Source organism: Komagataeibacter sp. NFXK3, assembly GCF_054182245.1.
This window is the reverse complement of record NZ_JAPIVJ010000011.1, coordinates 77843-104259: the sequence shown is the minus strand read 5'-3', so window position 1 is coordinate 104259 and position 26417 is coordinate 77843. Positions and strand designations below refer to the sequence as shown.

The window sequence follows — 26417 nt, the reverse complement described above, 5'->3', positions numbered from 1 at the left end:
ACAACAAGCATCCCAAACCGGGCCTCCATTCAGCATGAAGGCCATCGTGAACCCGTTTCTCAGAAAGGGGTCGTTTTTGGCTGCCTGTCCCCCTTCCGAAGGGGTCACTTTTCCATGCCGCTTAACAGCGCCGTTTGGCACGCTGCTGGCCGGGGCGGAAAACGATATCGGCACCCTGCGCCAGTTCCGCGCGCACCTTGCCCGCCGCACCAGCTTCGAGGTGGATGTACAGGCCCGTGGCCCGCAGGGCGTGGCGCTGTGGCTGCGCTGCGCGGTCACGCCGCATTACGCGGATGACGGCACGCTGGACGATCTCATCATCATCATCCACGACATCACGCACGACCGGCAGCTGCGCAACCTGCAGCGAGACGTGGTCGAGGCCCTGACGGACCAGTTCTCGCTGCGCGAGATGCTCGATTTCATGTGCCGCCGCATCGAACTGATCGCGCCGGACTGCCTGGCCGTGGTCATGCTCAGCACCGGCGGCGTGCTGCATGCCGGTGGCCACGGCGCCATGCCCCTGCCCGTGCTGCAGGCGTTCGAGGGGCTGGAGGCCAGCACCGCAGGCGGCGCGTGCGGCACGGCCATCGCCACGGCAAAGGAAGTGGAGGTGCCCGACCTTGCGGCGGAAGACCGCTGGCCCGCCCTGCGCACGGTCGTGGCCGAGCACGCGCTGGCAGCGGAGTGGGCGGTGCCCATCATCCTGCGCAATGGGGATGTGGCGGGCAGCTTCTCGCTCTATTTCCGCACGCCCGGCCAGCCGGGGGCGTGGCACCGGCGCATTGTCAATGCCTGCGTGCACCTGGCCATGCTCGCCATCGAGCAGCAGCGCAGCCGTGAATCCATCATCCGCCTGTCCTATACCGACCGGCTGACCGGCCTGCCCAACCGCCTGTGGCTCAACCGCCGCCTCAACGAACTCGTGGCCCGGCCGCCTGCAACGGTGCTGAGCATCATGGTCATCGACCTCGACCGTTTCCGCAAGATCGTGCAGGCGCTTGGCCAGGGCCGGGCCGACCAGATGCTGCTTGAACTCGCGGGCCGCCTGCGCCACGGCATTGTGGGGCGCGACGTGCTGGTGCGCACCGAGGGCGATGAATTCGTGGTGCTGACCACGCAGGACGCCACCAACATCACGCATCTGGCCGAGCGCATCATCCACACGCTTGAAGAGCCGGTTACGATCGATGGCATTCCCATCAACATTTCGGGCAGCATCGGCATCAGCACCCATCAGGACGGGCAGGCGGTGGAAGAAACCCTGCGCCAGGCCTATACCGCACTCGCACAGGCCAAGAAGGCGGGGCGGTGCTGCTACCGCTTCTTCCACCCCTCCATGAACCGGCAGGCGGAAGATCACATCATCCTCGCCTCCGCCCTGCGCGAGGCCATTGCCGATAACAGGCTGACCCTTGTCTACCAGCCCCAGGTTGACCTCAGCACGGGGGAGCTGCATGGCGTGGAGGCGCTCTCACGCTGGAATGATGCGGTGCTGGGCATGGTCTCGCCGGGGCGGTTCATTCCCGTGGCGGAGGAAACCGGGCAGATCCGCGCCATTGGCGTGTGGTCGCTGCGCGCGGCGTGCGCGCAGATGGCGCAATGGATCGCCCGCGGCATTCCCGTGCCCACCGTATCGGTCAATGTATCGGCCATCCAGTTCCAGGACCCTGAACTCGTGCCGCAGCTTGCCAGTATTCTGCACGAGACCAGCGTGCCGCCCGAGCGCCTGATCGTGGAACTGACCGAGACCGCCATGATCGAGAATTTCGAGCAGACGGTCGCCACCGCCAGGGCCATCCGCGAACTGGGCATCGGGCTGTCGATGGATGATTTCGGCACCGGGTATTCCAGCCTGTCCAACCTTGCCAGCCTGCCCATAAGCGAGGTCAAGATCGACCGCAGCTTCATGAACGGCTTTGGCAGCACCGGCAACGTGCGCCAGGTGGTGACCGCCATCATCCGCATCGGCCACACGCTGGGCATGACCGTGGTGGCCGAGGGGGTGGAGGACGCCGCCCAGTGCGCCCAGCTGCGCAACATCGACTGCGACGTGATACAGGGCTATTACTTTGGCCGCCCGATGGATACCGCAGCCCTTGATACATGGATCAGGGAACGCCGGGCCGAGCCTGTGCCGGCGGCCTGAAACCGGCCTGCAGGCCATGAGAGTGTTTCTGGTGAAGCTTTTTTTCCAAAAAGCTTCATAAATGGCTGTCTTTTTTAATAAAACCTTTTCTTATCAACATATTAAATCCATCTCCTTCCTGCGGGGCACAAAAAGCCCAGCCGCCGCACGAAACCCCGGCCACGCGCCCATAACCACCCACGCAGCACCGCCCGGCGCTGCGTGCGCGTGCCCCATGGCTGCGCCTGCCATGGCGAAATGGCGATAATGCGCTGATCTTGCGCATTGATCCGCGCGCGGTATAGTCCTGCCCGACAAGTCAATGGTCCCGTGCAAACGGGTGAAAAAGGGAATGCCGTAAGTCCCGGCAGGGTATTCAGGCCCGGGGGCGCAGTCGGCAGCTGTACCCGCAACTGTAGGCGGAGAGTGCTTCATCTGGTGCCATGCCAACGGCGACCACTGGTTCCGGCCGGGAAGGGAGATGATGTGCAATGACCCGCAAGTCAGGAGACCTGCCATTGTCCTTTAACGATATCGCCGGGCGGGCATGACCGGAGATGGATATGAGACCATGCGCCCTCCGAGCTGACATCCCGTATGCCGTAGCAGCGACGGGCCTTTTCATTGGTCCGTCATCTTCTGGCCCTTTGGCGCCAGACCCATCCTGACGGGATGTTTCCACCATGAAACTGCATATTCTCCCCGCACGCCGGCAGCCCCTGTCGCGCCTGCTGCTGCTGTCGGGCGCCCTGGGCGGCGCATATTGCACCGCAGCCCATGCCCAGACCCAGATCGCGCTGGACCGCGCCCGCCTGGGCAACTCCACGCCACTGATCGTGCAGATCGACCCCGCCACGGTGCGCGATTCAGAACGCGCCACCGCTGAAGCGGAGGAAAAAGCCGCAGGTGACGGTGACAGGCTCGACACCAGCGGCAACCTGCTGGGCAATATGTGGGGTGCACGGCCATGGCTGTACAAGCACGGCATCAGCTTCGACATTCAGGAAGTCGATGAAGTATGGGGCAACGGCACCGGCGGCACACCATCAGGCAATGATGGCGCCAGTGGCTCGGGCACCGGGCCTGCCTATGATGGCGTGACCATGCCCACGCTCACCGTCGATACCGAGAAGCTGTTTGGGCTCAAGGGCGGCCTGTTCAATGTCAGCGCATTACAGACGCGCGGGCGCTCGATCTCGCAGGATCACCTGGCCAATTTCAACCCCGTCAGCGGGTTCGAGGCCGACCGCTCCACCCGCCTGTTCGAACTGTGGTACCAGCAGTCCTTCCTCAAAGGCAAGCTCGACGTCAAGATCGGCCAGCAGGATCTCGATACCGAATTCCTGATCAGCGATTACGCCTCGCTTTACCTCAACGCCAATTTCGGCTGGCCCATGGCACCCTCGGTCAACCTATATGGCGGCGGGCCATCGTGGCCGCTGTCGTCTCCCGCCATCCGCATCCGCTACCGGCCCAGCGAGACGTTCACCTTCATGTTTGCCGCGGCCGACGACAACCCGCCGGGCAACCGCTACAACTCCCTGCCCATCCAGCAGGCCACCGGCTCGGCGCCTGGCTACAACTCCGACCCCACCAGCCAGACCTATAACGGCGCCAACGGCACGAACTTCAACATGGGCACCGGCGCGCTGCTCATCACCGAGCTGCAATACGCGCTCAACCCCCAGCCCGCCGACATGGCGCACGCGGCCAAGAACCCCGGCCTGCCGGGCGTGTACAAGCTGGGCGGCTATTACGATACCGCGAAGTTTGCCGACTACCGCTACAACAATCTGGGCCAGGCGCTCGGCAGCCCGAATGACACCACCGGCATCCCGCGCTGGGACCGGGGCAACTGGATGGTATATGGCATCATTGACCAGATGCTCTGGCGGCCTTCCATCACATCGGCCCGGTCGGTGGGCCTGTTCGTGCGCGCCACCGGCAATAGCGGCGACCGCAACCTGATCAGCTTCGCCATTGATGCGGGGCTGAACCTCAAGGCCCCATTCAAGGGCCGCGACAATGACACGATCGGGCTGGGCTGGGGCATTGGGCGCGCCAGCTCGGGCGAGCGGCAGTTCGACCGCAACACGGCCCTGAGCGCCTATACCCCCGTGCAGGGCAATGAAAACCACCTTGAACTGACCTATCAGGCGCAGGTCACGCCGTGGATGGTGATGCAGCCTGACTTCCAGTACGTGTGGAACCCCTCGGGCGGCGTGCCTGATTATGGCGTGAGCTATAATCGCCGCGTGGGCAACGAGGCCATTTTTGGCCTGCACAGCAGCATTACGTTCTGATGGGCGACCCCGCCACCCCGCGCACGCGGGGCTGGTCGGGCGCGATCGTGCTACTGCTTATGGTGCTGCTTTTCGCGCCCGGACGGGCCAATGCCCCCAATCCCCGCAACGATACATCCCGGTAAAGGCAAAAGCACAGGGCTACATTGAAAAATTTGTATTCTTGTTACGTCTTCCCCCCGCCCTATAAACAAAAGGGGAGGAATCCATGTCCTACTACGACAGGTTTGATGATGTCCGCACCATCATGCGCACGGTGGCAAACAACCGATGGCTGGAATGTTCCCCCCGCGCCCCCCAGGGCAGGACCACCTTCATCCTGCTCGACATCTGCAACATCATCCAGCTGAAGCTGGAATATGATGGCACGACCCTGTACCAGAACATCGGCGGTGCAGAACGCTATCCGCTCCATGCTTTTGATGATCCCATCCATGAACTGGCGGGCAGGCTTGGCGTAAAGGCCATCACGCATATCATGCAGCCGGACTACATCGTGCTGCATGAGCTTGAGGATTATGAGGTTCTGGGCGCGGGCACGCCTGCACGCGCCCAGCCGGCCCGGGCCTATAACGTGTGCAGCATGATCCATTGCGCGACATACGACCTGTATGCCCGCCCGCCCACGCCGGTGTGCATCGTCTATGACTATGCCAGCATTACCCTGCACTATAACCCGACCCTTGCACGCAGCAGGCCCCAACGGCGCAGGCGCCGTGGCTTACTCGGGCTGGTGAAATGGTTCTTCACACCGCCCAGGAAATACGCAACGTGATGCGCCGCCTGCCGCGCGGGATGCAGCTGCCTTAAAAAAACATCGCAGCCATCAGGCAAAAACAGTTTCATGCCTTCTTTTTGCATTATATGGAGCCTTGATGATCAGGCCCGAACAACCCGCCGCATGACGGGTTTGCGCGCCCCGCCAAAAAGGAAAAAACCGTTGCGCCGTCTTGTTGCTTTATGTCTTCCGCTCGCCATGGCCGCCTGCGCGCAGCATGCACCCCGCCCCATGGTCAATTACTGCAGCCAGCCTGCCATTGGCGCGGCCATCGTGCGCACGGCAAACCAGGGCGCGCCCAAAGCCTCGCCCGCCATCCGTTTCGAAGGGGGCACGGTCAAGAGTTCGGTCTATAACGACCATGTTCAGGTGCTCGCCTGCCATGGCAGCCTCGTGCGGGGCGATGGCACGCGCGAGGATGGCGTGGCGATTGCCCGCCTGTCGCACATGCATACGGACTGGAAAGCCCTGTGGAGCACAACGGCTGCAACCCACCAGTGGATGTCGGATGCCGATATCGCGCGCAACCAGCAGGACCGTTACGCCAATTATTACGAACACACGCCGCAGGCCTGCAAGCCCTACGCGCATGACCTGTTCTATGGCGCCCCGAAATCGGACAAGGAAACCGACCACCTGCGCGAGACGCTGTATGACTGCCTTGCCGCGCATGACGTCAAGCCGCTGCGCCCCGTCTCGGGCGTGGAGCATACCTACAGCCCGTTTGGCCTGAATTTCTACATTCCCTACTACACCAACCTCAACGCGGATGATAACGGTCCCTTCCTGTACTGAAGCCTGGGAACACCCGCCATGGCCATCGTGCCGATCATCCGCTACCCGCATGCCTGCCTCGAACAGGTTGCCCGCCCCGTTGACGCCACCAGCGCCGAAACGGCCCTTTTGGCCCACGACCTGCTCGATACCCTGCGCGCGGCACCGGGCCTGGGGATTACCGCCAGCCACGTGGGCCAGCCCCTGCGGCTGGTGGTGATCGACCTGCATGATGGCGCGGGCGCGCATGTCTATGCCAACCCCGAGATCATCTGGCGCTCGGATGACACCGCCACGATGGAGGAAGGCAGCCTGTCCATGCCGGGCATCCACGCGCCCGTCAGCCGGCCTGCCCGCGTGCGGGTACGCTACGACCGCCCCGATGGCACGGTGGCGCAAGACGAGGCCTGCGGCCTGCTGGGTGCGTGCCTGCAGCACGAGATCGACCAGACCAATGGCCTGTTCTGGACCCGGCGCCTGTCACGCCTGCGGCGCGAGCGCGCGCTCAGGCGGTATGCCAAGCTGGAGCGGAGATAAGCGTTTCTACGTGGCGTCTTTACGAAGCTTTTTGAAAAAAGCTTCACCAAAAACCTTTATCCGTTTTCTTCAGTCTGCCTGGCCGTCATCGAGCATGTAGCCGCTTGAGCGCACGGTGCGGATCAGGTCCGCCCCGCCCGTGGCGTTGAGTGCGAGGCGCAGGCGGCGGATATGCACATCCACCGTGCGTTCCTCCACATGGATGCGGTCATCCCACGCGGCCGCTAGAATTTCAGCGCGCGAAAACACCCGGCGCGGATGGCGCATGAGATGCAGCAGGATGCGGTATTCGGTCGGCCCCAGCGCAATGGTGCTGCCCGCGCGCGACACGCGGCGGCCGCCATGGTCGATCGTGACATCGGCAAAGGTCAGGACATCCCCCTCCGCCACTGCGGCAGATGTCGCCCCCCGCCCGGCACTACGCCGCATCACCGCGCGCACGCGCGCATGCAGCACGTCCATGCCGCAGGGCTTGACGAGGTAGTCATCCGCCCCGGTATCGAGCGCATGAATGGAATCCTGCTCCTCGCCGCGCGCGGTGAGCATGATGATGGGCAGGTAGCGCGTGGCCGCCGCCATGCGCAGCCTGCGGCACAGATCGACCCCGGACAGGCCGGGCATCATCCAGTCCAGCAGCACGAGGTCGGGTTTCCAGCTTGTCACCCCGGTCAGGGCATCAAGCCCGTTATCGACCGGCATGACCGTATGCCCCGCCGCCTCGAGGTTGTAGGTGAGCATGACGGACAGGGCGGCGTCGTCCTCCGCAACAAGGATGCGGAGCGGTTGATCAGCCTGCACGGGCCCTAGCTTCCCTGGCCCGAGAACCCGCCGCGTGGCCGCACCACGGGCAGGATCTCGCCGGTGGCGGTGTAGTACACGCGCTCGGCAATGTTGGTGGCATGGTCGCCGATGCGCTCAAGGTTCTTGGCAATGAACAAAAGGTGGGTGCACGGCCCGATATTGCGCGGGTCTTCCATCATGTAGGTCACGAGTTCGCGGAACATGGCGTTGTAGAGTTCATCCACCGCCGTGTCGGACTGCCACACCTCGCGCGCGAGGTCGGGGTTGCGCTGGCTCATGGCGTCAATGGCGCGGCGCAGGTTGTCCTGCACCAGGCGGCCCATGCTGCGCAGGCCGCTGAGCGAGATGCGCGAGGCCACCAGTTCGGCCCGCAGCGAACGCCGGGCGATGGAGGCGGCGCAATCGCCAATGCGTTCCATGTCGCCGGTAATCTTGAGTGCCGAGACCACCTCGCGCAGGTCACCCGCCACGGGCGAGCGCAGGGCGAGGATGCGGATCACCATCGCCTCCACATCACGCTCGAGCGCATCGACCTGCGGGTCGAGGTCGGCTGCGATGCCGGCGGCATTCTCGTCACGGTCGGCAATGGCGGCAACGGCCTGCGAGGTCTGGCGTTCCACCAATCCGCCCATGCGCGCCATCATGGAGCGCAACTGCTCGAGTTCCTGCTCGTAACTGCGTACGATATGTGCTGATTCCTGTCCCACCACCCGCAACCTTTTTGCCTGCCTGCCCGCGCCATTCCGCACGATAACGGGGCTTACGATGCCTTGCATGACTATACTATATCGGTCCCCGATTTGTTCAAGACGATGTCATATCCCACCCGGATGAGACAGAATAATGAAATAAAAAGATATTTTTCAGGAACGCCCCCATGCCGCGCCCGCCCTGCCGCCCCGTTGTGTTCCCCGCCGCCTCCGCTGGCCGCCTGAATGTGCTCACGGTCGCCCTCAGCACCCTGATTGGCCTCGGGCCGGGCATGGCGGCGGCTGATGATACCACCGCCACCACGCCTGCTGCTACAAAACCGCCCCGCCCCCCTGCCACGGGCAAGGTGGAGCGGCTGACCGTGACCAGCCAGCGCGTGGTGGGCACCGAGCCCGGTGGCGGGCTGATCCGGGTGGAGGATGCGGCGAAATCGGTCAGCACCATCGGCACGGATTTCATGCGCAAGCAGGCGCCGAGCGCCACGGCGTTCGACATGGTCAGCCTGCTGCCGGGCGCCAATGTCTCCTCCTCCGACCCGCTGGGCTTTTCACCCCAGACCAATATCAGCGTGCGGGGCCTTGGCGGGGATTCGCTGGGCTACGTGCTCGAGGGCATGCCGCTCAACGATATCGCCTATTACAACGGCTATCCCGGCCAGTTTGCCGATACCGAGAATTACCAGAGCGTCTCGCTCGCGCAGGGCTCGGCCGATCTCGACTCCCCCGTGCTCAACGCGGCGGGGGGGCTGATGAGCATGACCTTCCGCGATCCGTCCATGCGGGCGGGAGGGTATGCCGATGTATCCTACGGCTCCTACAACACCAACCGCCAGTTCCTGCGGCTCGAAACCGGGCAGATCGGGCATACCGGCCTGCGGGGCTTCGTGTCCTACTCGCATGGCTATACCGATAACTGGCGCGGGCCGGGCCATGACGAGCGCCAGCATATCGACTTCAAGTTCCTGCGCGAGTGGGGTCAGGGCAACCGGGTCTCGCTGATCGGCACATGGAACACGATGGTGGCCAGCTACTACCCGCCGGTCGACAAAACCGACTGGCAGGCCCAGGGCGTACATGGCGCAGCCAACAACCTCGCCGCCACCTACAACCCCAATAACGCAGCAGGCGGCACCGATTACTGGGCGCTGTACCGCCAGCCCGAGCGCATTGCCTACCTTGCCGCCCCTGCCCGCTTCATGCTGGCGCGCGGGCTGCACCTCAAGGTCACGCCCTATGCGCAGTGGAGCTACGGCAACGACCCCGGCGGCACGACGCTGGGCGATGCCGGGCTTGCAGGCGGCGCGGATGCAGCCACGGTGGTGCGCTCGAACTGGACCCAGACCAGCTACCGCTCGGGCTTCAACGCAACCCTCGACTGGCAGCTTGGCAACCATGACCTCGTGTTCGGCTACTGGTACGACTACTCCGATGACAGCGAGCACCAGCCCTTCACCGCCGTGAACGCGCAAGGCTATGCGCCCGACATCTGGGTGGACCGCATCAGCCGCACCCTGCTCGATGCCAGCGGCCAGCAGGTCGACGCGGGCAGCTACCACATGATCTCCCAGACCAACGCGCTCTATATCGGCGACCGGATGCATTTCCTGCACAAGAAGCTGATGGTGGATGTGGGCTTCAAGGAAGTAATGCTCGACCGCACCGGCACCACCACATCGGGCGGCGTGCAGACGGCGGCGGGCAGCAACAGCGCCACACCCCTGCCGCGCATCGCCATCCGCTACCAGATCACGCCGCGCCACATGGTGTTCTTCAACACCACCACCAATTTCCGCACGCCTGATGAAAGCGCGCTGTTTGGGGGCGTAACCGCAAGCGGCACCACAACACAGCTTAAAAACGAATATTCCGTGTCGGAGGAACTGGGCTACCGCTACAATGGCGACCTGATCGTGGGCAGCCTGACGCTGTTCAACTACAATTTCACCAACCGCGAAATCCAGACCCTGCTCAACGTGAACGGCGCGCAGGTGGATTCCACCATCAATGGCGGCGGCCAGACCTCACGTGGGGTGGATGTGGAGATCGGGCTCAGGCCGTGGCACCACTTCGCCCCCTACCTGTCGGGCGAATACCTGCATGCCACCATTGACAGCGACATCCCGTCCGCCACCGGCATGCTGGCCACGCGGGGCAAGATGGCGGTGGAAAGCCCGACGCTGCAGGCATCGGCGGGGCTGAGTTATGATGACGGGCATTTCTTCGGGCTGGCCTCGGTGCATTATACCGGGCGGCAGTATTCAACCTTCATGAATGACGAGCGCATGCCCGACCACACCACGGGCAACCTTGCAATCGGCTACCGCATGGATGACCACGCGTTTTTCTCGCACCCCGAATTCCGCATGAACTTCATCAACATCACCAACCAGCATTACCTCTCTGGCGTGGCGACACCCACGCTGACCAAAGCCGACGGGCCGCAATATTACGTGGGCGGCGGGCTTGCGGTGCTGTTTACCGCCGCCACGGGGTTCTGAGCCGCAAGCCCGCGCAGCACCACCGTGCCCGCCAGCAGGTACAGCACGGCAGGCACCAGCAGGAAGCCCGCATGGATGCCCGCCTGCGCCTGCACTGTCTGGTGGCCCGCGCCGCTGGCCAGCCCCGCCGCCGCCAGCACGCCCGCCAGCAGGCTGCCACCAATGTCAAACGCCATTTTCGATGCCATGGAATTGAGCGCCCAGCCCAGCCCCACCGTGTGCAGGCCATCCGCCCCGCCTTCGTGCCGCATGGCCTGCGCCAGCAGGGTAAAGCAGGCCGGGTTGCACACCCCCACGCACAGCCCGAACAGCGCCAGCCCCGCCCCGGTCAGGTCCAGCCGCACAGGCAACCCATAGGTCAGCAGCAGGATGCTCCCCGCCGCAACCGTGCCGCGGCACATGACCATGCCTGTGCCCCACCGTGCGCACAGGGGCAGGGAAAGCCCGCACCCGGCCAGCACCATCAGGCTCATCATGCCCAGCAGCCAGCCCGCCATGTGGTCGCCCGCATGCAAAACGTAGCGCACGTCATAGACCAGCGTGCCGAACAGGAAGGTGCTGCCCAGCATGGTCAGCAGCATGGCCCCGGTCAGCCGCCGCCACGCCCGGTTGGCCAGCAGTGATACAACGAGCTGCCGGGGGGCCACATCGCCCCCATCCGTCGCCACCCGCTCATGGCACAGCCGCGCGGGCAGCCACACCAGAAGCCCCACCACGCAGGCCACCACCATCATGAACAGGGCAAAGCCCGCCTGCCGGTTGCCCTGGCCCAGAAAATCAACGGCAGGCAGGGTGGCCATGCTGACCGCAAGCCCGCCAAGTGTTGCCCCCACCATGCGGCTCGTGGCCAGGCGCAGGCGGATGGCGGGATCGGATGAAATCAGGCTGGTCATGACCCCATAGGCGGTATTGACCACCCCGTAGCTCACGCACAGCCCCATATAGGCCACGCCCGCGCACACCCCGCGCGCGGCGATGGGCCAGCCACGGGGCAGCGGCACGAAGGTCAGCACCACCAGCACCATGAACGGCGCGAGCCCGCCGCGCAGCAGCGGCAGGGCCTGATGGCCCGCGGGCCTGCGGTCGATCCACAATCCTACGACCGGATCGGTCACGAGGCTTGCCGCGCGCGCGGCAAGCAGCATGAACCCCACCATGCGGGCGGGGAAAAAGCAGATATCGGTATAGAAATACGCCAGGTAGCTGAGCATCAGCCCCCAGATGATATTGAACCCCGCATCACCCGCGCCAAATGCCACGATCTCCTTCAGCCCCACGCGGAGGGCAGGAGGAGGCGGCACCGGCGCGGGCGGGCGCATCATCCCGGCGTGACCGCGCGGCGGGTGCCAAAACATTCTTCCAGCCCCGGAAAGCGGCGGGTGCGCACATCCTCGGCATAGCGGGCCACCGCGCCGTCAATCACATCGCCCACATCGGCGTAACGGCGCACGAAGCGCGGGGTGTCCGTGCCGAACACGCCCAGCATGTCATCGACCACCAGCACCTGCCCATCGCACGCAGGCGAGGCCCCGATGCCGATCACCGGCACCGGCACGGCGGCCACGATCTCGCGCGATACGGATTCGACCGTGCCCTCGAGCACCACGGCAAAGGCGCCTGCGCCCGCAATGGCATGGGCATCATCACGCACCTTGCGTGCCTGCGCCTCGTCACGCCCCTGGGTGCGAAAGCCGCCCGTGGCGTTGACCGCCTGCGGCATCAGCCCCACATGCCCGCATACGGGAATGCAGCGCTCGGCCAGAAAGCGTACGGTTTCGGCCATTTCCACCCCGCCTTCAAGCTTGACCGCGCCACAGCCGGTCTCGGCCATGAGGCGGGCGGCGTTGCGAAAGGCCTGCTGCGGTGATTCCTGATAGGAGCCAAAGGGCATGTCCACCACCACCAGCGCGCGCTGCGAGGCACGCACCACGGCGGCGCCATGGGCAATCATCATGTCCATGCTCACGGCCAGCGTATCGGGCAGGCCATACACCACCATGCCCAGCGAATCCCCCACCAGCATCACATCGACATGCGCATCGAGCCTGCGGGCCATGGGCGCGGTATAGGCCGTGAGCCATACACCGGGCTCCCCGCCCTTGCGCACATCGCGGATGGTCCGCCGCCGGGGCTGTCCGCCCTTGCCCATGCCTGCCATTTTCCTGCCATATCCATTGCGTTACGATGATATCTGGATATTGCAGGCCATCGGTCTTGGCAAATCCCCTGCCTGCCTGAATGGGCATGCGCACCCAGTTCAGGCGGAACCCCAGCACGCGCCGCCCCGTTGACTTACAGAACTGAAAGGGACCTATCCATCCGGCCGGGAAGAAACCTGTCCTGGATTTAATATGATATTAATTACTATTATCACATAATATGCCTATGATATACATCAATAGGGCACTCAACGACCCTCCATGCAAGCCTCACCCTCATAACAAGGCGCATGCCCTGCCACCCATGTGACCCGCCCCCATCCCTGTGGCGCATGGTTCCGTGCGATGCAGGGCTTCCCTGCCCGCTCCACCACCAGTACCAACCGTTCTGGCCACAGATACTTCAAGGACCGCCCGATGCGTGAAACACGTACCGCCCTGTCTGCCTGGCATCTGCAGCATTCCCGCCCCGAATGCCTGGTAAGCTATTTCGACCCCTGGCAGCCCGTAGCCCGGCAGCTCGACCTGCTTGCCAACCGCTTCGGGGCCGTGAAAGCCCTGTGCGATGCCGCGCGCGACAGCCTCGCCGCCGAGGATGAGGCGCTGGCGCAGCTGCGTGATTCGCTGGCCTTTCACCTGGTCAAGGCCTGCGTGTGGTGGCAGGTCGATTTCTCGCCCCGCGCCATAACGGGGCTGTCGGCGCCGCATTTCATGGAGCACGCCCACCGCCACACCGCGCGGCACGTGGATGATGACACGCTGCTCGATGTCATGACATGGCAGCACTACATGCACCGCGCCGATAGCGGCCACATCATGGTGGCCGGCACCGACCCGCTCTATCGCGGCAACACCACCATCGTGTACGGCATTGACGGGCATCGGGGCTTCCGCTTCGCCATGCAGCGCCCCGGCCAGCCCCTGGCGTGGAATGACATCACCCACGCGGATTTCGTCGCCGCCAGCCTCAACGCCCGCGCGCTGCACTGCCTGATCGAGACGGAATGCGCCGCCATTGGCGAATGGGATCAGGCGCGTGAGGAGCACATCCAGGCCGCCCGCCATCATGCCCGGCACTTCCACATCGTGGGGCAGGCCGATCCCGTGGCGCGCTATGCCGCGGCCCTTGAGCAGTTCAGCCGGTGCCAGTCGCGTTTCGGGCGCTTTGCGTTCGAGAACATCGTCAACCACATGGCCTTTGCCGTGGCCCATGCAGCCCATGAGCAGGGGGTAAGCCTTGCCGATCTCCTGCGTCAGGGCGACGGGCACCCAGTCAGCCCCAACATGGTCGACAGCCTGAAGCGGCGCGCGCACGCTCACGTCACCACCGGCACCGACCCGCTGCGCCAGGCGGAACTCACGGCCATGCTCAACCGGGTTGAAACCGGCTTCGCCCTCTCGGACGGGCGATAAGAGGCGACAGGACAGGGGGAGGAGAAAACATATTCTCCTCCCCCCACGACATCCGGGCCTGCACTCCCTATATTCAGCAGGAATAGCAGGAGACCCGATATATGGCATTGGCCAAAAGCAGACGACCGGCACCCCGCCGCAGGACGGTACAGCCCCGCTCGCCGCGCGTACGCGGCGAGACGCGCCGCCTGCTGGAAATGCTGTGCGTACTGCATGGGTCGATCCATCGTGGATCGCGTGATGCCGGCGCCCTCGTGCGCTGCGTTGTGCAGGCCCAGCCCGACCTTGGCCTGCCCGACAAGGACCTGCCCGCCGCCCCCCGCCATGATGGCGAGAACCCGCCCACCGCCACGGAATGGAAGCGCCTGGGCCATGCGCTTGAGGAAATCCGCCTCCAGCACATGAACGACCGGGGCTACGTGGATGCCTGGCTTGACGAACTCAGCCACGCCACCGGCCTTGGCAGTGTGGCCAGCGAGGTGCTGGGCCTTGCCATGTGCTACCGCCTGAACGGGCATTTCGAGCAGTTATGGGATGACCTGTGCGAGAACCGCTCGCGCGGGCCGTTCCTGTGCGAGGACATTCCGCTGCTGCACCTGCTGCTCGGCCAGGAGGAGGACGCGATTGCCACCGCCCTCGCCCCCGATGGCCAGCTGCGCATGAGCGGGCTGATGACCGTGGACGAGGATGGCGACATCACGCTCCTGCCCCGGCTGATGGCGCTGATGAACCGCCGCGCCAGCGTGGTGGGCGATATCCGCTCCATGCTACTCGGCCAGCCGCGCACCGCCACCCTGCCGTGGGAAGCCTTCGCCCATCTGGGCCAGCAGGCCGAGATTGCGGCAAGGCTGCTCAGGGCGGCGGTCGCCACCCATGCCAGCGGCATCAACATCCTGCTTTACGGGCCGCCGGGCACCGGCAAGACCGAGTTTGCCGCCACCCTTGCGCGGCATATCGGGGCCACGCTGTACCCCGTGGGCGAGGCCGACAGCGCGGGCGATGAACCCTCGCGCCATGAGCGCCTGGCCGACCTGCGGTGCAGCACGCGCCTGCTGCGCAACACCGAGTCCATCCTTTTGTTCGATGAGGCGGAGGACCTGTTCACCTCCAGCCTGTTCGACGCGCCGCAATCCTACAGCCGCGTGTTCTTCCACCGCCTGCTCGAGCAAGGGGGCACGCCGGTGATCTGGACCGCCAACGACCTCGATACCCTCGGCCCCGCCATTGCCCGGCGCATGGCGCTGTGCATCGAGGTGCGCCAGCCCGGCATCGGCGTGCGCACACGGCTGTGGCAGGACATGGCGCGCGAGGAAAAAGTGGCCCTCGCCCCGCAGGATGCGGCCGACCTTGCGCGCACCATACCGGCAGCCCCTGGCATCTTTCGCAACGCCCTGCGCTCCACCCACCTTGCAGGCGGCGATTCGGCCACGGCCAGCCTGATCGCCACCGGCATTGCACGCGCCGCCGCGGGCGGGCAGTTGCCCATGCCCTCCCAGCCCGACGTGACGGATTATGACGCAACCCTCATCAACGCCGATTGCGACCTGCAGGCGCTGACAAAACGCCTTGCCCGCCCCGGCGCGCCCCGTGCGGTCTCGCTGCTGCTGTCCGGGCCGCCGGGTTCGGGCAAGAGTGCCTATGCCCGCCACCTTGCCGCCGAGATGGACATGCCGGTGCTGCAAAAGCGCGCCTCCGACCTGCTGGACAAATATGTGGGCCAGAGCGAGCAGCAGATTGCCGCAGCCTTTGCCGAGGCGTGTGACAGCGGGGCCTTCCTGATCATTGACGAGGCCGACAGCCTTCTGGGCGACCGCCGCTCCGCCGAGCGGTCATGGGAGATCAGCCAGGTCAACGAGATGCTGACCTGGATGGAGCAGCACCCGCTGCCATTCGCCTGCACCACCAACCTTGTGGAGAAGCTGGACCCGGCCAGCATGCGGCGTTTCCTGTTCCGCGCGCGTTTTGGCTACCTGAACGCGGTACAGGCGGCGCATGCGTTCTCGCGCTTTTTCGGGCAGGAGGCGCCCGCTGCCCTGCGGCATCTGCACACGCTTGTGCCCTCCGACTTCGCGCTGGTGCTGCGCCGGGCGCGGCTGCTGGATGAAAACCCCACGCCCGACGAACTGCTCGAACGCCTGCGCGCGGAAACCGCGGGCCGCGAGGGCAACCGCAAGATCGGTTTCCTTTCCTGAAAAAAGGCGGCACCCAAAAACTTTTATCGTTTTTTATCGATGAGTGATTTTCAAACAGTCTCCAACCCATGGCCCGGAATCAAACCGTGACACATCCCGTATCGCCTGCAACATGGCGGTGCCGTTTTTCGTTGCGGATGCGCCTCCCTCACAAAGAGTTGGATTCCGGTTCCCCGCGCATGGGTCGAGACTGCATGCCCGTTACATGGCGGCCGGGGGCGGCATCGGGGCAACCGGCCGATGCGTCGCGGTCCCGCCATCACGTGCCCATCCGCGACATCGCGCCTCCGTCGAAAAGGAAATCCATCCATGCCCACACGACGTCTCCGCCTTTCTGGCCTGCTTTCCCTCGGCCTGCTTTCCCTTGCCAGCGGCTACGCCGCGTTCGCCACCCCCGCCCGGGCAGCCGATACGGCATCAGGCGCCCTGATGGGCACGGACGGCACGGCGCGGGGGTCGATCCATGTGACGGCGGCGCCGAAGGGGGTGCTGCTGCGTATCGAGGCCACCGGGCTGATCCCTGGCTGGCACGGCGTGCATTTCCATGAAAAAGGCATCTGCGGCCCGCCGAAATTCACCGATGCGGGCGCGCATGTCCATGCCGCGACGCCGGTGGTCCATGGCCTGCTGAACGCCAATGCGAACGATGCGGGAGACCTGCCCAACATCTTCGTTGGACAGGACGGCAACGCGACGGTCGAACTGTATTCGACGCTGGTGACCCTTAACGGCACGGACGGCCACCCGGGGCTGCTCGATTCCGATGGGTCCGCCCTTGTCATCCACGCCAACCCCGACGATTACCGTACGCAGCCGATTGGCGGGGCGGGCGACCGCGTGGCCTGCGCCGTCATTCATCAGGGCGGGTAGCCAATCAGGCCCTGTTGGGGCGCAGCCCACCATAATGAGGCAATAAACACTTCCGGGTGCCGCATCCTTTCAAAAAGGCGGCACCCAAAGACTTCCGGTCACTGGGGCGGATGGGCTGCGGCATCGGCCTCGATGGCACATTCGGCAGCCGGGGGGGCGGCCATGGTGGCATGCAGCGCCACGACCTCCGCCCGCGCGGCATCCATTTCCTGCCTGAAGCCGTCATCCTGCTCCATGGCCGAATACAGCACGCCGCCATTGAGCCAACCCGCCGCGACATCACTCTGCCACTGCACGCCACACACCACGCGGCTCTCACCAAACACGCGGGCACGCTGCATGATCGCGGCCGTGCGATCAGGCAGGATATCGGACAGGATCAGCCCCGTTACCCAGCCCAGCGTTGCATGGAGCGAGGGATAGGACGGATCACGCTTGAGGTCGGCGCGGAGCGGAATACAGGTCGGGAGTTCAGCCTCGGTAAAGGGGCGGGGGCGATTCCACAGCGCTTTCTCGGTATTGACGGCTGGTGTGAGGCGCTTTTCGATCCGCGCCACAAGGCCCACGAGTTCGGGCAACTGCTCGGGCGGCAGGGTAAAGCCCGCCGCACACGAAAAGGCCGAGACCATATGCGCGGGCGTATCACGGTTATCGGCCTGCGCGAGTTTCCACCGCGGCGTGCCTTCAAGGGCGCGGGTCGCGGCAAAGATGGAGGCATCGGCCGCGCGCTGCGCCGTGTCCGGGCCGGGCGGCGGCGGCAGGAACACCTGCCCGTCAGGCAAAGGTGGGCCTGCGGGTACATCGGCCTGCGCGGCCGGGTGGTGGTGAACAGGGGTGGCATGATGAGGGGCGTGTGGATGCGCCCGGGCCGCCACAGGCGGCATGGCCAGCAGCCCCATTGCGGCACAGGCGGCCAGCCCGCGCGCCATGGCAGAACGATCGAGACGCATCTTGTTCCTGTCAGTTCACCTTTTGCCGCAGGCCACGGCCACACCCTGCCCATAGCATGAGGCGCAGAAGGGGCAAATGCCGCAACGGCCCCGTACGGGCCGGAGGCATCTTCTGCCCCGGCGGGTTTTATGGCATGCTGCGCCAATAAGCTGGAGGCACGCCCCGATGAACCGCAGAAACCCGATATGGCCCACCACCGTCAGCCCCGTGCGGATCGGGCTGTGCGTGATCGGGCTGACGCTGGTGCTCGTGCAGTTCATTCACGGGCTGAACATCAGCCCCGATGCCATGCCGGGTCAGGTCATGTTCCATATCGCCATGCTGGCCCTTGGCGCCATCTTGTTCGTGGCAGGCATGTGGGGGCCATCACTTTAAAATAAGTCATTGAAAAGTAATAACGGTTTTTGGTGAAGCTTTTTCCAAAAAGCTTCGGCAGACGCCGCCTTTGCTGAAATAAAGGCGACGCCCATAAGCCCTTATCGCTTCACCGGCCGCCCGATACCGTCATGACGCTACCGGTCATGTACGATGATGCGGGCGAAAGCAGGAACGCCACCGCCTGCGCAATCTCGTCCACATGGCCCACGCGGCCCATGGGCACCACTGTTTCGGCCAGTTTCGCGGTCTCGGGGGGGACCATGTCGGTCGCGGTCAGGCCGGGGGCCACCGCATTGACGCGAATACCCTCGCGCGCGACCTCATTGGCCAGGCCGCGCGTAAAGGTCTCGACCGCCGCCTTGGTGGCAGCATAGGGCACCAGCCCCGGCAGCCCGCCCAGCCGCGCCGCAACGGAAGACAGGTTCACGATCACGCCGCCCCTGCCGCCATGGCGGGTGGACATGCGGCGCACCGCCTCGCCCGCCGCCAGCATGGTGGCGCGGATATTGATGTTGAACAGCGCATCGAGCGTCTCGGCGGTCTGTTCATCCACCCGCACCTTGGTGCCGGTCACACCCGCGTTGTTGACCAGCCCCCATAGCGGCCCCAGTTCATGCGCGCGCGTGAACAGGGTGCGGATCTCGCCCGGCCGGGAAAGATCGGCCCTGATGGCCATCGCACGGCCACCGCGCTCGGTAATGGCGCGGGCCAGCGCCTCGGCCGGGGCGGCGTTGGTGGCGTAATTGATGGCTACCGCATGCCCCTCACGCGCCAGCAGGGTGCTGATGGCATGGCCAATGCCCCGGCTGCCCCCCGTTACGATCACGACGCCGGGGGTCTGGGCCGGGGCGGGGGAATGGGCACTGTTCATGGAATCATCCTGCCTGCTGTGGGGTGTCCGATACCAGGGATCATAGGCCCCTGCCCCCGCCTGCAAACAGGAAAACGTGCCCGTTTGCAGGCGGGCGGCGTATATCAGCCATCCAGTCGCGCAAGGTGGGGCAGCAGGTCGCCCAGCCCCTTGATGGTGGCAAGGCGTGACAGCCCCGTTTCATCCGAGAACCGGCCAATGACAGGCTCGGGGATCAGGGTTGTCACCACGCTTTCATCAACCGATGTGTTGGTGGGGTGGTTTTCCCAGTGGGTGACCTGGTCTTCCAGCCCGGCCTTGCGGGCGCGGGCATGCAGGTCCTTGCGGCCAGGGCTGTTGGCATTGCCCATATAGGCAATGACCGCGCTCATCAGGCCCGATGTATCGGTGCGGGCACCGGTCAGCACATCAGCAACCTTGCCTGCGGCCTGTCCGATCTGGTCAGTACGGGTGGTAGCCATGGTGTATGCTCCTTTGTGGTCTGATGGTGTGGTTATGACAGGCCAACGAAGGCAGGGCGGCATTCGTGCCATCACGGATTTATGAAGACTGCCGTGTATTTTTCAGGGAACTTCCGGAGCGCGCCCTTCCCGATCCTGTTATGACAAAAAGGGTTGACAGTTGTAGCAAACTGCAATGCGCTGTGATGCAGCAAGGCCACGCGACCTTAAACATAACGGAGAAAATGCAATGCGACGCCTGCCCGATGCCCGGCGCTCCACCACGCATGGGCTGCTTGCCCTGGTCTGTGTTGCCACGGGTGTTGCCTGCGCCATGTCGTCCGCCCATGCGGCCGAGCGCGGCGACCAGGCCAGCGCATGCAAGGGCGATGTGTTCAGGCTCTGCTTTCTCGACATTCCGAACGAAAAGCTGATGACGGAATGCCTGGAAAGCAAGCTTGACCAGCTCTCGCCCAAATGCCGGGCCATGTTCGAGGACGATGGTCCATCCGGGCCCACGGGCACGCCCGCGCAGCCCCCGCCGCCCACACCCCCTGCCCCACGCTGAAAGCAGGGCCGGTAGCGGCAATCGGGTGGTTATTTGACGGCCTGCCATTTGTACCCCACACAAACAGCCGGTATTTTCTGGAACGGGGTCGTCATGGCTGATTATGCTCCCACCATCATGTGGTTTCGTGATGACCTGCGGCTGGCAGATAACCCGGCCCTGTCTGCCGCCGTGGCGGCGGGGCCGGTGGTGTGCGTGTATATCCATGACCCCGCGCTGAAGCCGGGCGGGGCCGAGAAATGGTGGCTGCATGGGGCACTTGAGGCCCTTGATGCCGACCTGCGCACGCAAGGCGGGCAGTTATGCCTCATGGCGGGGCCGGAACAGGAAAGCCTTTTGTGGCTTGCGCGGACTCTGGGCGCACGTGGCGTGGAATGGAACCGCCGTTACGCAGGCCCCGCCCGCACGCGTGATGCCGAGATCAAGACCGCACTGAAAGCCGAGGGCCTGATGGCCCGGAGCCATCCCGGCAACATGCTGCATGAGCCATGGCAGGTGCGCACGAAGCAGGGCGGCCCCTTTCGCGTTTTCACGCCATGGTGGCGGGCGGTGCAGGCCATGGGGCCGCCGCTACCGCCACTGCCCGTGCCACAGGGCCTGAATACCGCCCTGGCCGCCGCCCCGGTGCCAGATGCCGTGGCCAGCCGGCTCGTGAAGCTGGCCGCCCTGTCGCTGCGCCCCACCACGCCCGACTGGGCGGCGGGCCTGCGCGCCACATGGCAACCCGGCGAGGCAGCGGCCCACGAGCGGCTTGATACATTTCTGGCGGAACGCCTGCCCGGCTATGCCGCCGCGCGTGACCTGCCCGCCCAACCCGCCACGTCGGGCCTTTCGCCATGCCTGCGCTTTGGCCATGTCTCGCCCCGGCAGGTCTGGCACGCGGTTGACGCACGCGGCGCGGGCGACCGCGACAGCGCGAGCTTCCTGAGCGAGCTGGGGTGGCGTGATTTCGCCCATTCCACCCTGTTCGACTTTCCCGACATGGCCACGCGCAGCCTGCGGCCCGAATTCGACGCCATGCCCTGGCGCACCGACCCCGCCGGGCTACGGGCCTGGCAGCGCGGGCGCACCGGCTACCCCATCATCGACGCGGGCATGCGCGAATTGTGGCACACGGGCTGCATGCATAACCGCGTGCGCATGATCGTGGCGTCTTTCCTGACCAAGCACCTGCTGCTGGACTGGCGGGTGGGCGAACAATGGTTTGCCGATACGCTGGTGGATGCCGATGCGGCGAGCAACCCGTTCAACTGGCAGTGGGTGGCCGGGTGCGGGCTGGATGCGGCCCCGTATTTCCGTATTTTCAACCCGGTGCTGCAAGGCGAGAAATTCGACCCCGAAGGCGCGTATGTGCGGCGCTGGGTGCCCGAACTCGCGCGCCTGCCGGGCCGCGCCATCCACACGCCATGGAAAGCCGACCTGCCAGCAGGCACACGCTACCCCACCCCCGTGGTGGATCTGGCCGGTGGGCGGGCCCGCGCGCTGGCCGCATGGAAAGCGCTCTAGCCCATATTATTGACCAATTGACCTATAATTGGACAGCCGCTTCATATGGTGCTAGGGATACCCCCCAACGGTAACAGATATTATGTATTAATTATTATATGAAACTGATTTCCGCCATTTCCCGAGCGGAATTTTTTCAGCTGACAGCCATCAATATCTCAAAAACGGCAATATTTTAATCATGTCTCCAGTGCTGGCGACATGCAGGTAGCATCTGGAGGCAGGATTTCATGGGTAGCAGGAACTGGCATGGCTCCGTACAGGCGGTGTCCTGTGAACACGGGCAACTGGCCCTTGTATCCGGTCATTTCGATATGGATTCGCTCCACCAGACCATGACCCAGTGCCGCAGGGAGGGCCGCATATCCGCCAGCAGGGGCAATGAATGCCCCATCGTGGCGCGTAGCGGCGCGTGGCTGAGCACGACCCTGACCGAACTTGCCGGCTGGAACGCAGGCATCCTGAACCTCGATGGGGGCACGATCATCGTGGCCCATGCCCAGGGCACGAGCGTGACCATGCTGCCGGTGAACATACGGGCGGGCGGCGGCACCCTGATGTTTGACAGGGGCATGAAAAATGGCGGCAGCCTGCTTGTTGACCTCAAGCGCATGTGCGACTCCCACGCCACGCTGAAGCTGGTCTTTGAAGGCCATGAGCGGCAGTTTGCCGCCTACGACCCCATGATGGACATGACCCTTGTCGGGCAGGCGCCCGCCAGCGACACCATTGAGGGCTGGGTTGCCCTGCGGCTTGATGGCAACCCGTGGCAAATCGCCTGCCCCACGGCCATGAAAGGCACGCCCATGCCCCAGCTGCGCCGCGAATGGCAGGCCAACGGGCAGCCGCATGTGACCCTGCACCTGCCGGGCTGAAAAAGGGCGCCAGAACAAATCACGAAAAAAGGAGGACTCTGCATTCCGGTGCCTGATCTCCGCAAGCGTCAACAGACTTATCCACAGGGCTGCGTAAAAGATTTCATCTTGCGAATCCTGTTTCATGTTGCGGCAAAGCGACAATAAATGGCTATTTACCGCCATAATCAGGATTCTTTTTGCACCCTTCTTTACGCCAGCGCTTTCCTGTGCAGGGGACTCGGGCGGATTCCAGTAAAAAAAATCCACACCTGACCGGCCCGTCCCGTCAGGGACTCAGCCATTCAGTCCTGCTTCATTATCATGTTCCCCAAGGGCGGGTGCCACAGGGTCGGGCCGGGCGAAGTGAACCAGAATTTCATGGGGCAGGTCTTCGGTACAGACCCGGTCGAATCGCGCATGCAGCGACCGACGCACCCAGACCTCGAATGGCGTGCCGCCGCCCCGCCTGACGGGGAGGGGTGGCGTATCGTGAAATGCTGGCATGGTATCCCTCCCTGTGATGCCGGGCGTGTCCTGCACGGAAAACGGCCAGGCCAGGCTGACAGTTTCCTGCATCCGCGCCCCGGCGGGGCTGCCATGCGCTTGCGCCGCAATCCCGGCTCAGGCCGCCATGGAGTCGAGCAGGGGGATGCCGGTAGCCTGCGCCATGTGCGTGGCATAGGCCCGCACCGGCGCAGGCCATACAATGCCCGCCACCAGCGTCAGGTTGCGCAGGAAGGGAAAAAGATGGATGTCATCGGTTGAAAGCTGGCCGTTTACTGCGCCAGGGCTACGGATCAGCCCGGCCAGGCGGGGGAGCGCCGCGTTGATGCGGGCAATCAGGGCCGGGCTTTCGGCCAGGCGCTGACAGAACGGGCCGACCATCTCCTCCTTGTTGCGGATGAAATACAGCCGCGCCGCCGTAGTCGCGAATTCCGGCAGGGGCGTTGCCGCCGTGCGCGGCAAGGTCAGGTTCAGGTAGGGTTCGTGCATCTCCTTCATCCACGCGGTGATTTCGGGGCGCGTGGGGCCGGTCAGCAGGGGTTTGCCATCCATGGCATCGACATGGGCGACAATATCCATGCTTTCCCCCATGAAATGGCCGTCCTGTTCCAGAATCGGCACCATCTTGCGGCCAATCATGCGGGTGGGGGTCTGCACGTCATCATTGAGCAGCACGATATCGGTCACCGCGATGTGCTTGAGGTCGAAAATCATGCGTGGCTTCACGCAGAAGGGGCAGTGGTCGTATATATAGAGCTTCATGCCGGTCCCGTCAGCGTTTCATGGCCGCGATCTTGCGATCGGTGGTGTACTGGCTCAGCGCATAGACCGACCAGATGGCGGCGGGAATCCAGCCAATGACGGTAACCTGCAATATCAGGCACACAATGCCCGCAAAGGGCCGCCCGATGGTGAAAAACTGTAACCAAGGCAGCAGGAGGGCCAGGATCAGGCGCATGGACAATACCTTTCATGAGGGTCTGGCGGGGCAGCGGGCCTGACACCGCGCACGGATGGACCGCCATCACATTCCTGCCTGTCGGGCGCGACTTGGGCAAGATGGCGCATGCGTGCTGTATCCTCTTCCTTTTGGCGGGGGAGCGCAGTAAAAACATGATGATGGAAAACGCGTCGGACATACAACCCGCCCCGGGGGGGCGCCGGAATTTCCTCGGGCTTGTGACCACTGCCACGGCTGTTGCGGGGGCAGGGGCATGCCTGTGGCCCTTCCTGCAAAGTCTCGCGCCACGTGACAGTGCCGCCGCCCACCTGCCGGTGGACGTGGACATATCCGCCCTGCCGCCGGGGCAGCAGATTGTCGTGACCTGGCAGGGCAAGCCGGTATTCATCACCCACCGCACGCCCGAGGCGCTGGCCGTGCTGCAGGATGCAGCCCAGACCGCCCGCCTGCGCGATGGGCCATCGCACGACACCCAGCAGCCGCCCTATGCCACGAACTGGCACCGCTCGCTTGACCCGCGCTACGGCGTAGTGGTGGGCATCTGCACCCATCTGGGCTGCGTGCCTGCCTACAGGCCGCTGCCCGAGGGCAAGGGCGAGGCCAGCTGGCCCGGCGGCTATGCCTGCCCGTGCCATGGCTCCAAATTCGACCTTGCGGGGCGTGTGTTCCGTGGCGCACCCGCGCCCTACAACCTGCCCGTGCCGCCGTACAGCATGCCCTCGCCGACCGTTATCCGGCTGGGCGAGAACCCGGTGGGGCAGGATTTTGACTTCTCGAGCATTCTCCAGCTCTGAAAAACCAGTAAACGGCTGTCTGGAAACAGCTCATTGATAAAAGTTTTTGGGTGCCGCCTTTTTTCAAAAAGGCGGCGTTCTTCGAAGCTTTCTGAAAAAAGCTCCACCAAAAACTTCTTTATGATTTCTGAATGTTTGCGGATCGAACTTTTCAAACAGTCTCTAAGGTTTCTGGTAAAACGTTTATCACATGGCCCTAGCGCACCGGTTTGAGGTGCAGGTCCATGGTGTAGATCGCAACCGGCAGGCGCAGGCGTGATTTTCCATCAGGCTGGAAGCTGGCGGTGCGGTTGAGCTGGACGGCGGGAATCCACAACGTGCCATGGCTGTCGATCCACATGGCATCGGCCCAGACCAGCCGCCTGTCGCGCACCAGCGTGGTGGCCCTGCCCTGCGGGGTCAGGCGTAGGATACGCAGCCGGTTCACATCCGATACATACAGGTTGCCATCGCCATCGATGGCCGTGCCGCCGGTGGTGGGCGTGTTGTAGAACAGCCGCACAGACCGGGCGAGATCGGGCGCGGGCAGGTCCGGATTCTCCAGCGCGGCGGTTGGAGCGACCCAGAGCGGGCCTGAACTGGGCTGGAAATAGAGTTTCGACCCATCTGGCGAGACCTCGAGCTGGTCGGCATGCACGCGGGCGGGGTGGCCGCCGGTGGTCAGCAGCCGGCCCTCGGCATACATCGGGCGTTCATCGGTGGTGGAACGGTCATGGGCCAGCACGCGGCGCTGCCGGCCGGTGCGCTGGCTGACCACGATGAGGGCGGGATCGCCCGCATCGGTGACGAAAATCGTGTCGTTATGAAAGCGGATGTCATCAATATAACTGTGCGGCGTGCTGCTGGCGCGCAACGAGATGATGTGCACGGGCTGGCCGGTCGTGATGTCAAAGGCGAGCAGCCGCGCAGGCGCTCCCCCCATGGGGTTGGGCGGACCGCCGACATTGGCATCGCCCGAATCCACGACCCACAGCAGTCCGTCCGGCCCGATGCGCAGGGCATTGACGCGCACGAAGGGCTGCATGTCGCCTTTCGTGCCATCGGCATGGTTCCAGCGCGCATCGGGGAAGGCATGGGGCACGCCCTGCGCATCGACCTCGGCCACACTCGGGCCACCGCCGCCACCACCCCAATACGGAAACGAGACGAACATGCGCCCGTTATCGGCCACGGCCACGGCATTGGGCACGCGCTGCGAGGTCCAGGCCGTGTGCAGCGCCGCACGCGCGCAAGCCTGCCCCGACGGGCTGGCAAGCCCAAGGGTGAACACAATGCCCGCCACGGCCATGCCGCGCAGGGTCAGGGAGAAACCGGGAAAGCGCATGCCCCTACCCTATCACCCCGCGCCGCGCGGATGGTTCACGGCTGCGTGTGAAACAGGGCGTGGATAACCGGGTTGGCATGACCCGAAAATAAACTTCTGA

At 64.5% G+C, this 26417-nt stretch carries 26 protein-coding genes and 1 riboswitch; of the genes, 15 read left to right on the top strand and 11 right to left on the bottom strand.

Annotated features, from left to right (window positions below; genetic code table 11):
- From OQZ28_RS12745 to OQZ28_RS12720, 6 genes are all read left to right on the top strand, one after another.
- Nucleotides 1–2149, top strand: a 2149-nt coding sequence (locus OQZ28_RS12745; RefSeq protein WP_458136343.1) for a putative bifunctional diguanylate cyclase/phosphodiesterase, incomplete at its 5' end; no start/stop codon positions are given.
- Between the two features lie 285 nt (nucleotides 2150–2434).
- A riboswitch (cobalamin riboswitch) is annotated at nucleotides 2435–2662 on the top strand.
- Nucleotides 2663–2811: 149 nt separating this feature from the next.
- Nucleotides 2812–4431, top strand: a complete 1620-nt coding sequence (locus tag OQZ28_RS12740; protein WP_458136342.1) for a carbohydrate porin — start codon at nucleotides 2812–2814, stop codon at nucleotides 4429–4431.
- Nucleotides 4431–4556 (top strand): hypothetical protein, encoded by a 126-nt coding sequence (locus OQZ28_RS12735; protein WP_275100984.1) that lies wholly within the window; start codon nucleotides 4431–4433, stop codon nucleotides 4554–4556. The genes OQZ28_RS12740 and OQZ28_RS12735 overlap by 1 nt, the downstream gene beginning before the upstream one ends.
- Nucleotides 4557–4639: 83 nt before the next feature.
- Nucleotides 4640–5206 carry a hypothetical protein gene (locus tag OQZ28_RS12730; protein WP_458136341.1) on the top strand — a complete coding sequence of 189 codons (567 nt, stop codon included), beginning with the start codon at nucleotides 4640–4642 and terminating at the stop codon, nucleotides 5204–5206.
- Nucleotides 5207–5371: 165 nt separating this feature from the next.
- Nucleotides 5372–6004 carry a hypothetical protein gene (locus OQZ28_RS12725; protein WP_458136340.1) on the top strand — a complete coding sequence of 211 codons (633 nt, stop codon included), beginning with the start codon at nucleotides 5372–5374 and terminating at the stop codon, nucleotides 6002–6004.
- An 18-nt stretch (nucleotides 6005–6022) separates the two neighbouring features.
- Nucleotides 6023–6520 (top strand): peptide deformylase, encoded by a 498-nt coding sequence (locus OQZ28_RS12720; protein WP_458136339.1) that lies wholly within the window; start codon nucleotides 6023–6025, stop codon nucleotides 6518–6520.
- Between the two features lie 69 nt (nucleotides 6521–6589).
- Here OQZ28_RS12720 and OQZ28_RS12715 read toward each other — a convergent pair whose 3' ends face one another.
- The gene (locus tag OQZ28_RS12715) at nucleotides 6590–7318 is read right to left on the bottom strand and encodes a response regulator (RefSeq protein WP_130731198.1); all 729 of its coding nucleotides are present in this window, start codon (nucleotides 7316–7318) and stop codon (nucleotides 6590–6592) included.
- Between the two features lie 5 nt (nucleotides 7319–7323).
- A complete protein-coding gene (gene phoU / locus OQZ28_RS12710) occupies nucleotides 7324–8028 on the bottom strand; it encodes a phosphate signaling complex protein PhoU (protein WP_130731267.1) in 705 nt (234 codons plus the stop codon).
- Between the two features lie 170 nt (nucleotides 8029–8198).
- On the opposite strand from phoU, the gene OQZ28_RS12705 reads away from it, so the two are divergent.
- The gene (locus OQZ28_RS12705; RefSeq protein WP_458136338.1) at nucleotides 8199–10529 is read left to right on the top strand and encodes a TonB-dependent receptor; all 2331 of its coding nucleotides are present in this window, start codon (nucleotides 8199–8201) and stop codon (nucleotides 10527–10529) included.
- Here the strand turns inward: OQZ28_RS12705 and OQZ28_RS12700 are convergent.
- Together OQZ28_RS12700 and panB are read right to left on the bottom strand one after the other, a co-directional pair.
- A complete protein-coding gene (locus tag OQZ28_RS12700) occupies nucleotides 10478–11851 on the bottom strand; it encodes an MFS transporter (RefSeq protein WP_458136337.1) in 1374 nt (457 codons plus the stop codon). The two genes, OQZ28_RS12705 and OQZ28_RS12700, sit on opposite strands and share 52 nt — an antisense overlap.
- Nucleotides 11848–12678 carry a 3-methyl-2-oxobutanoate hydroxymethyltransferase gene (gene panB / locus OQZ28_RS12695; protein ID WP_130731201.1) on the bottom strand — a complete coding sequence of 277 codons (831 nt, stop codon included), beginning with the start codon at nucleotides 12676–12678 and terminating at the stop codon, nucleotides 11848–11850. The genes OQZ28_RS12700 and panB overlap by 4 nt, the downstream gene beginning before the upstream one ends.
- A gap of 316 nt (nucleotides 12679–12994) precedes the next feature.
- Here panB and OQZ28_RS12690 point away from each other — a divergent pair, with 316 nt between their 5' ends.
- The 3 genes from OQZ28_RS12690 to sodC all read left to right on the top strand — a co-directional run bounded on the left by OQZ28_RS12690 (nucleotide 12995) and on the right by sodC (nucleotide 17163).
- On the top strand, nucleotides 12995–14101 hold the full coding sequence (locus OQZ28_RS12690) for a hypothetical protein (RefSeq protein ID WP_458136336.1): 1107 nt from the start codon (nucleotides 12995–12997) through the stop codon (nucleotides 14099–14101).
- 197 nt (nucleotides 14102–14298) lie between these two features.
- Nucleotides 14299–16293 (top strand): AAA family ATPase, encoded by a 1995-nt coding sequence (locus OQZ28_RS12685; protein WP_458136348.1) that lies wholly within the window; start codon nucleotides 14299–14301, stop codon nucleotides 16291–16293.
- A gap of 309 nt (nucleotides 16294–16602) precedes the next feature.
- The gene (sodC, locus tag OQZ28_RS12680; protein WP_130731203.1) at nucleotides 16603–17163 is read left to right on the top strand and encodes a superoxide dismutase[Cu-Zn]; all 561 of its coding nucleotides are present in this window, start codon (nucleotides 16603–16605) and stop codon (nucleotides 17161–17163) included.
- A 98-nt stretch (nucleotides 17164–17261) separates the two neighbouring features.
- On the opposite strand, the gene OQZ28_RS12675 is transcribed toward sodC, so the two are convergent.
- On the bottom strand, nucleotides 17262–18113 hold the full coding sequence (locus tag OQZ28_RS12675) for an acid phosphatase (RefSeq protein WP_458136335.1): 852 nt from the start codon (nucleotides 18111–18113) through the stop codon (nucleotides 17262–17264).
- 166 nt (nucleotides 18114–18279) lie between these two features.
- On the opposite strand from OQZ28_RS12675, the gene OQZ28_RS12670 reads away from it, so the two are divergent.
- Nucleotides 18280–18489, top strand: a complete 210-nt coding sequence (locus OQZ28_RS12670) for a hypothetical protein (RefSeq protein ID WP_130731204.1) — start codon at nucleotides 18280–18282, stop codon at nucleotides 18487–18489.
- A gap of 109 nt (nucleotides 18490–18598) precedes the next feature.
- Here the strand turns inward: OQZ28_RS12670 and OQZ28_RS12665 are convergent, their stop codons facing one another.
- Entirely contained in the window at nucleotides 18599–19363 is a 765-nt protein-coding gene (locus OQZ28_RS12665) for an SDR family NAD(P)-dependent oxidoreductase (RefSeq protein ID WP_130731205.1), read from the bottom strand.
- Nucleotides 19364–19467: 104 nt separating this feature from the next.
- Complete coding sequence (locus OQZ28_RS12660) at nucleotides 19468–19824, bottom strand: YidB family protein (protein WP_130731206.1); 357 nt, start codon at nucleotides 19822–19824, stop codon at nucleotides 19468–19470.
- Nucleotides 19825–20053: 229 nt separating this feature from the next.
- On the opposite strand from OQZ28_RS12660, the gene OQZ28_RS12655 reads away from it, so the two are divergent.
- The 3 genes from OQZ28_RS12655 to OQZ28_RS12645 all read left to right on the top strand — a co-directional run bounded on the left by OQZ28_RS12655 (nucleotide 20054) and on the right by OQZ28_RS12645 (nucleotide 22752).
- Nucleotides 20054–20371 (top strand): hypothetical protein, encoded by a 318-nt coding sequence (locus OQZ28_RS12655; RefSeq protein WP_408884454.1) that lies wholly within the window; start codon nucleotides 20054–20056, stop codon nucleotides 20369–20371.
- A gap of 93 nt (nucleotides 20372–20464) precedes the next feature.
- Nucleotides 20465–21877 (top strand): cryptochrome/photolyase family protein, encoded by a 1413-nt coding sequence (locus OQZ28_RS12650; RefSeq protein WP_458136334.1) that lies wholly within the window; start codon nucleotides 20465–20467, stop codon nucleotides 21875–21877.
- 230 nt (nucleotides 21878–22107) lie between these two features.
- On the top strand, nucleotides 22108–22752 hold the full coding sequence (locus tag OQZ28_RS12645; RefSeq protein WP_458136333.1) for a hypothetical protein: 645 nt from the start codon (nucleotides 22108–22110) through the stop codon (nucleotides 22750–22752).
- Between the two features lie 276 nt (nucleotides 22753–23028).
- Here the strand turns inward: OQZ28_RS12645 and OQZ28_RS12640 are convergent, their stop codons facing one another.
- The 3 genes from OQZ28_RS12640 to OQZ28_RS12630 form a co-directional block, all read right to left on the bottom strand.
- Complete coding sequence (locus OQZ28_RS12640; protein ID WP_458136332.1) at nucleotides 23029–23238, bottom strand: hypothetical protein; 210 nt, start codon at nucleotides 23236–23238, stop codon at nucleotides 23029–23031.
- Between the two features lie 117 nt (nucleotides 23239–23355).
- Nucleotides 23356–24000 carry a glutaredoxin 2 gene (grxB, locus tag OQZ28_RS12635; protein ID WP_458136331.1) on the bottom strand — a complete coding sequence of 215 codons (645 nt, stop codon included), beginning with the start codon at nucleotides 23998–24000 and terminating at the stop codon, nucleotides 23356–23358.
- A gap of 10 nt (nucleotides 24001–24010) precedes the next feature.
- A complete protein-coding gene (locus OQZ28_RS12630) occupies nucleotides 24011–24196 on the bottom strand; it encodes a YqaE/Pmp3 family membrane protein (RefSeq protein WP_130731211.1) in 186 nt (61 codons plus the stop codon).
- A gap of 161 nt (nucleotides 24197–24357) precedes the next feature.
- Here OQZ28_RS12630 and petA point away from each other — a divergent pair, with 161 nt between their 5' ends.
- Entirely contained in the window at nucleotides 24358–24993 is a 636-nt protein-coding gene (gene petA, locus OQZ28_RS12625) for a ubiquinol-cytochrome c reductase iron-sulfur subunit (protein ID WP_458136347.1), read from the top strand.
- 196 nt (nucleotides 24994–25189) lie between these two features.
- On the opposite strand, the gene OQZ28_RS12620 is transcribed toward petA, so the two are convergent.
- A complete protein-coding gene (locus tag OQZ28_RS12620; protein ID WP_458136330.1) occupies nucleotides 25190–26317 on the bottom strand; it encodes an L-dopachrome tautomerase-related protein in 1128 nt (375 codons plus the stop codon).
- Nucleotides 26318–26417 lie beyond the last annotated feature (100 nt).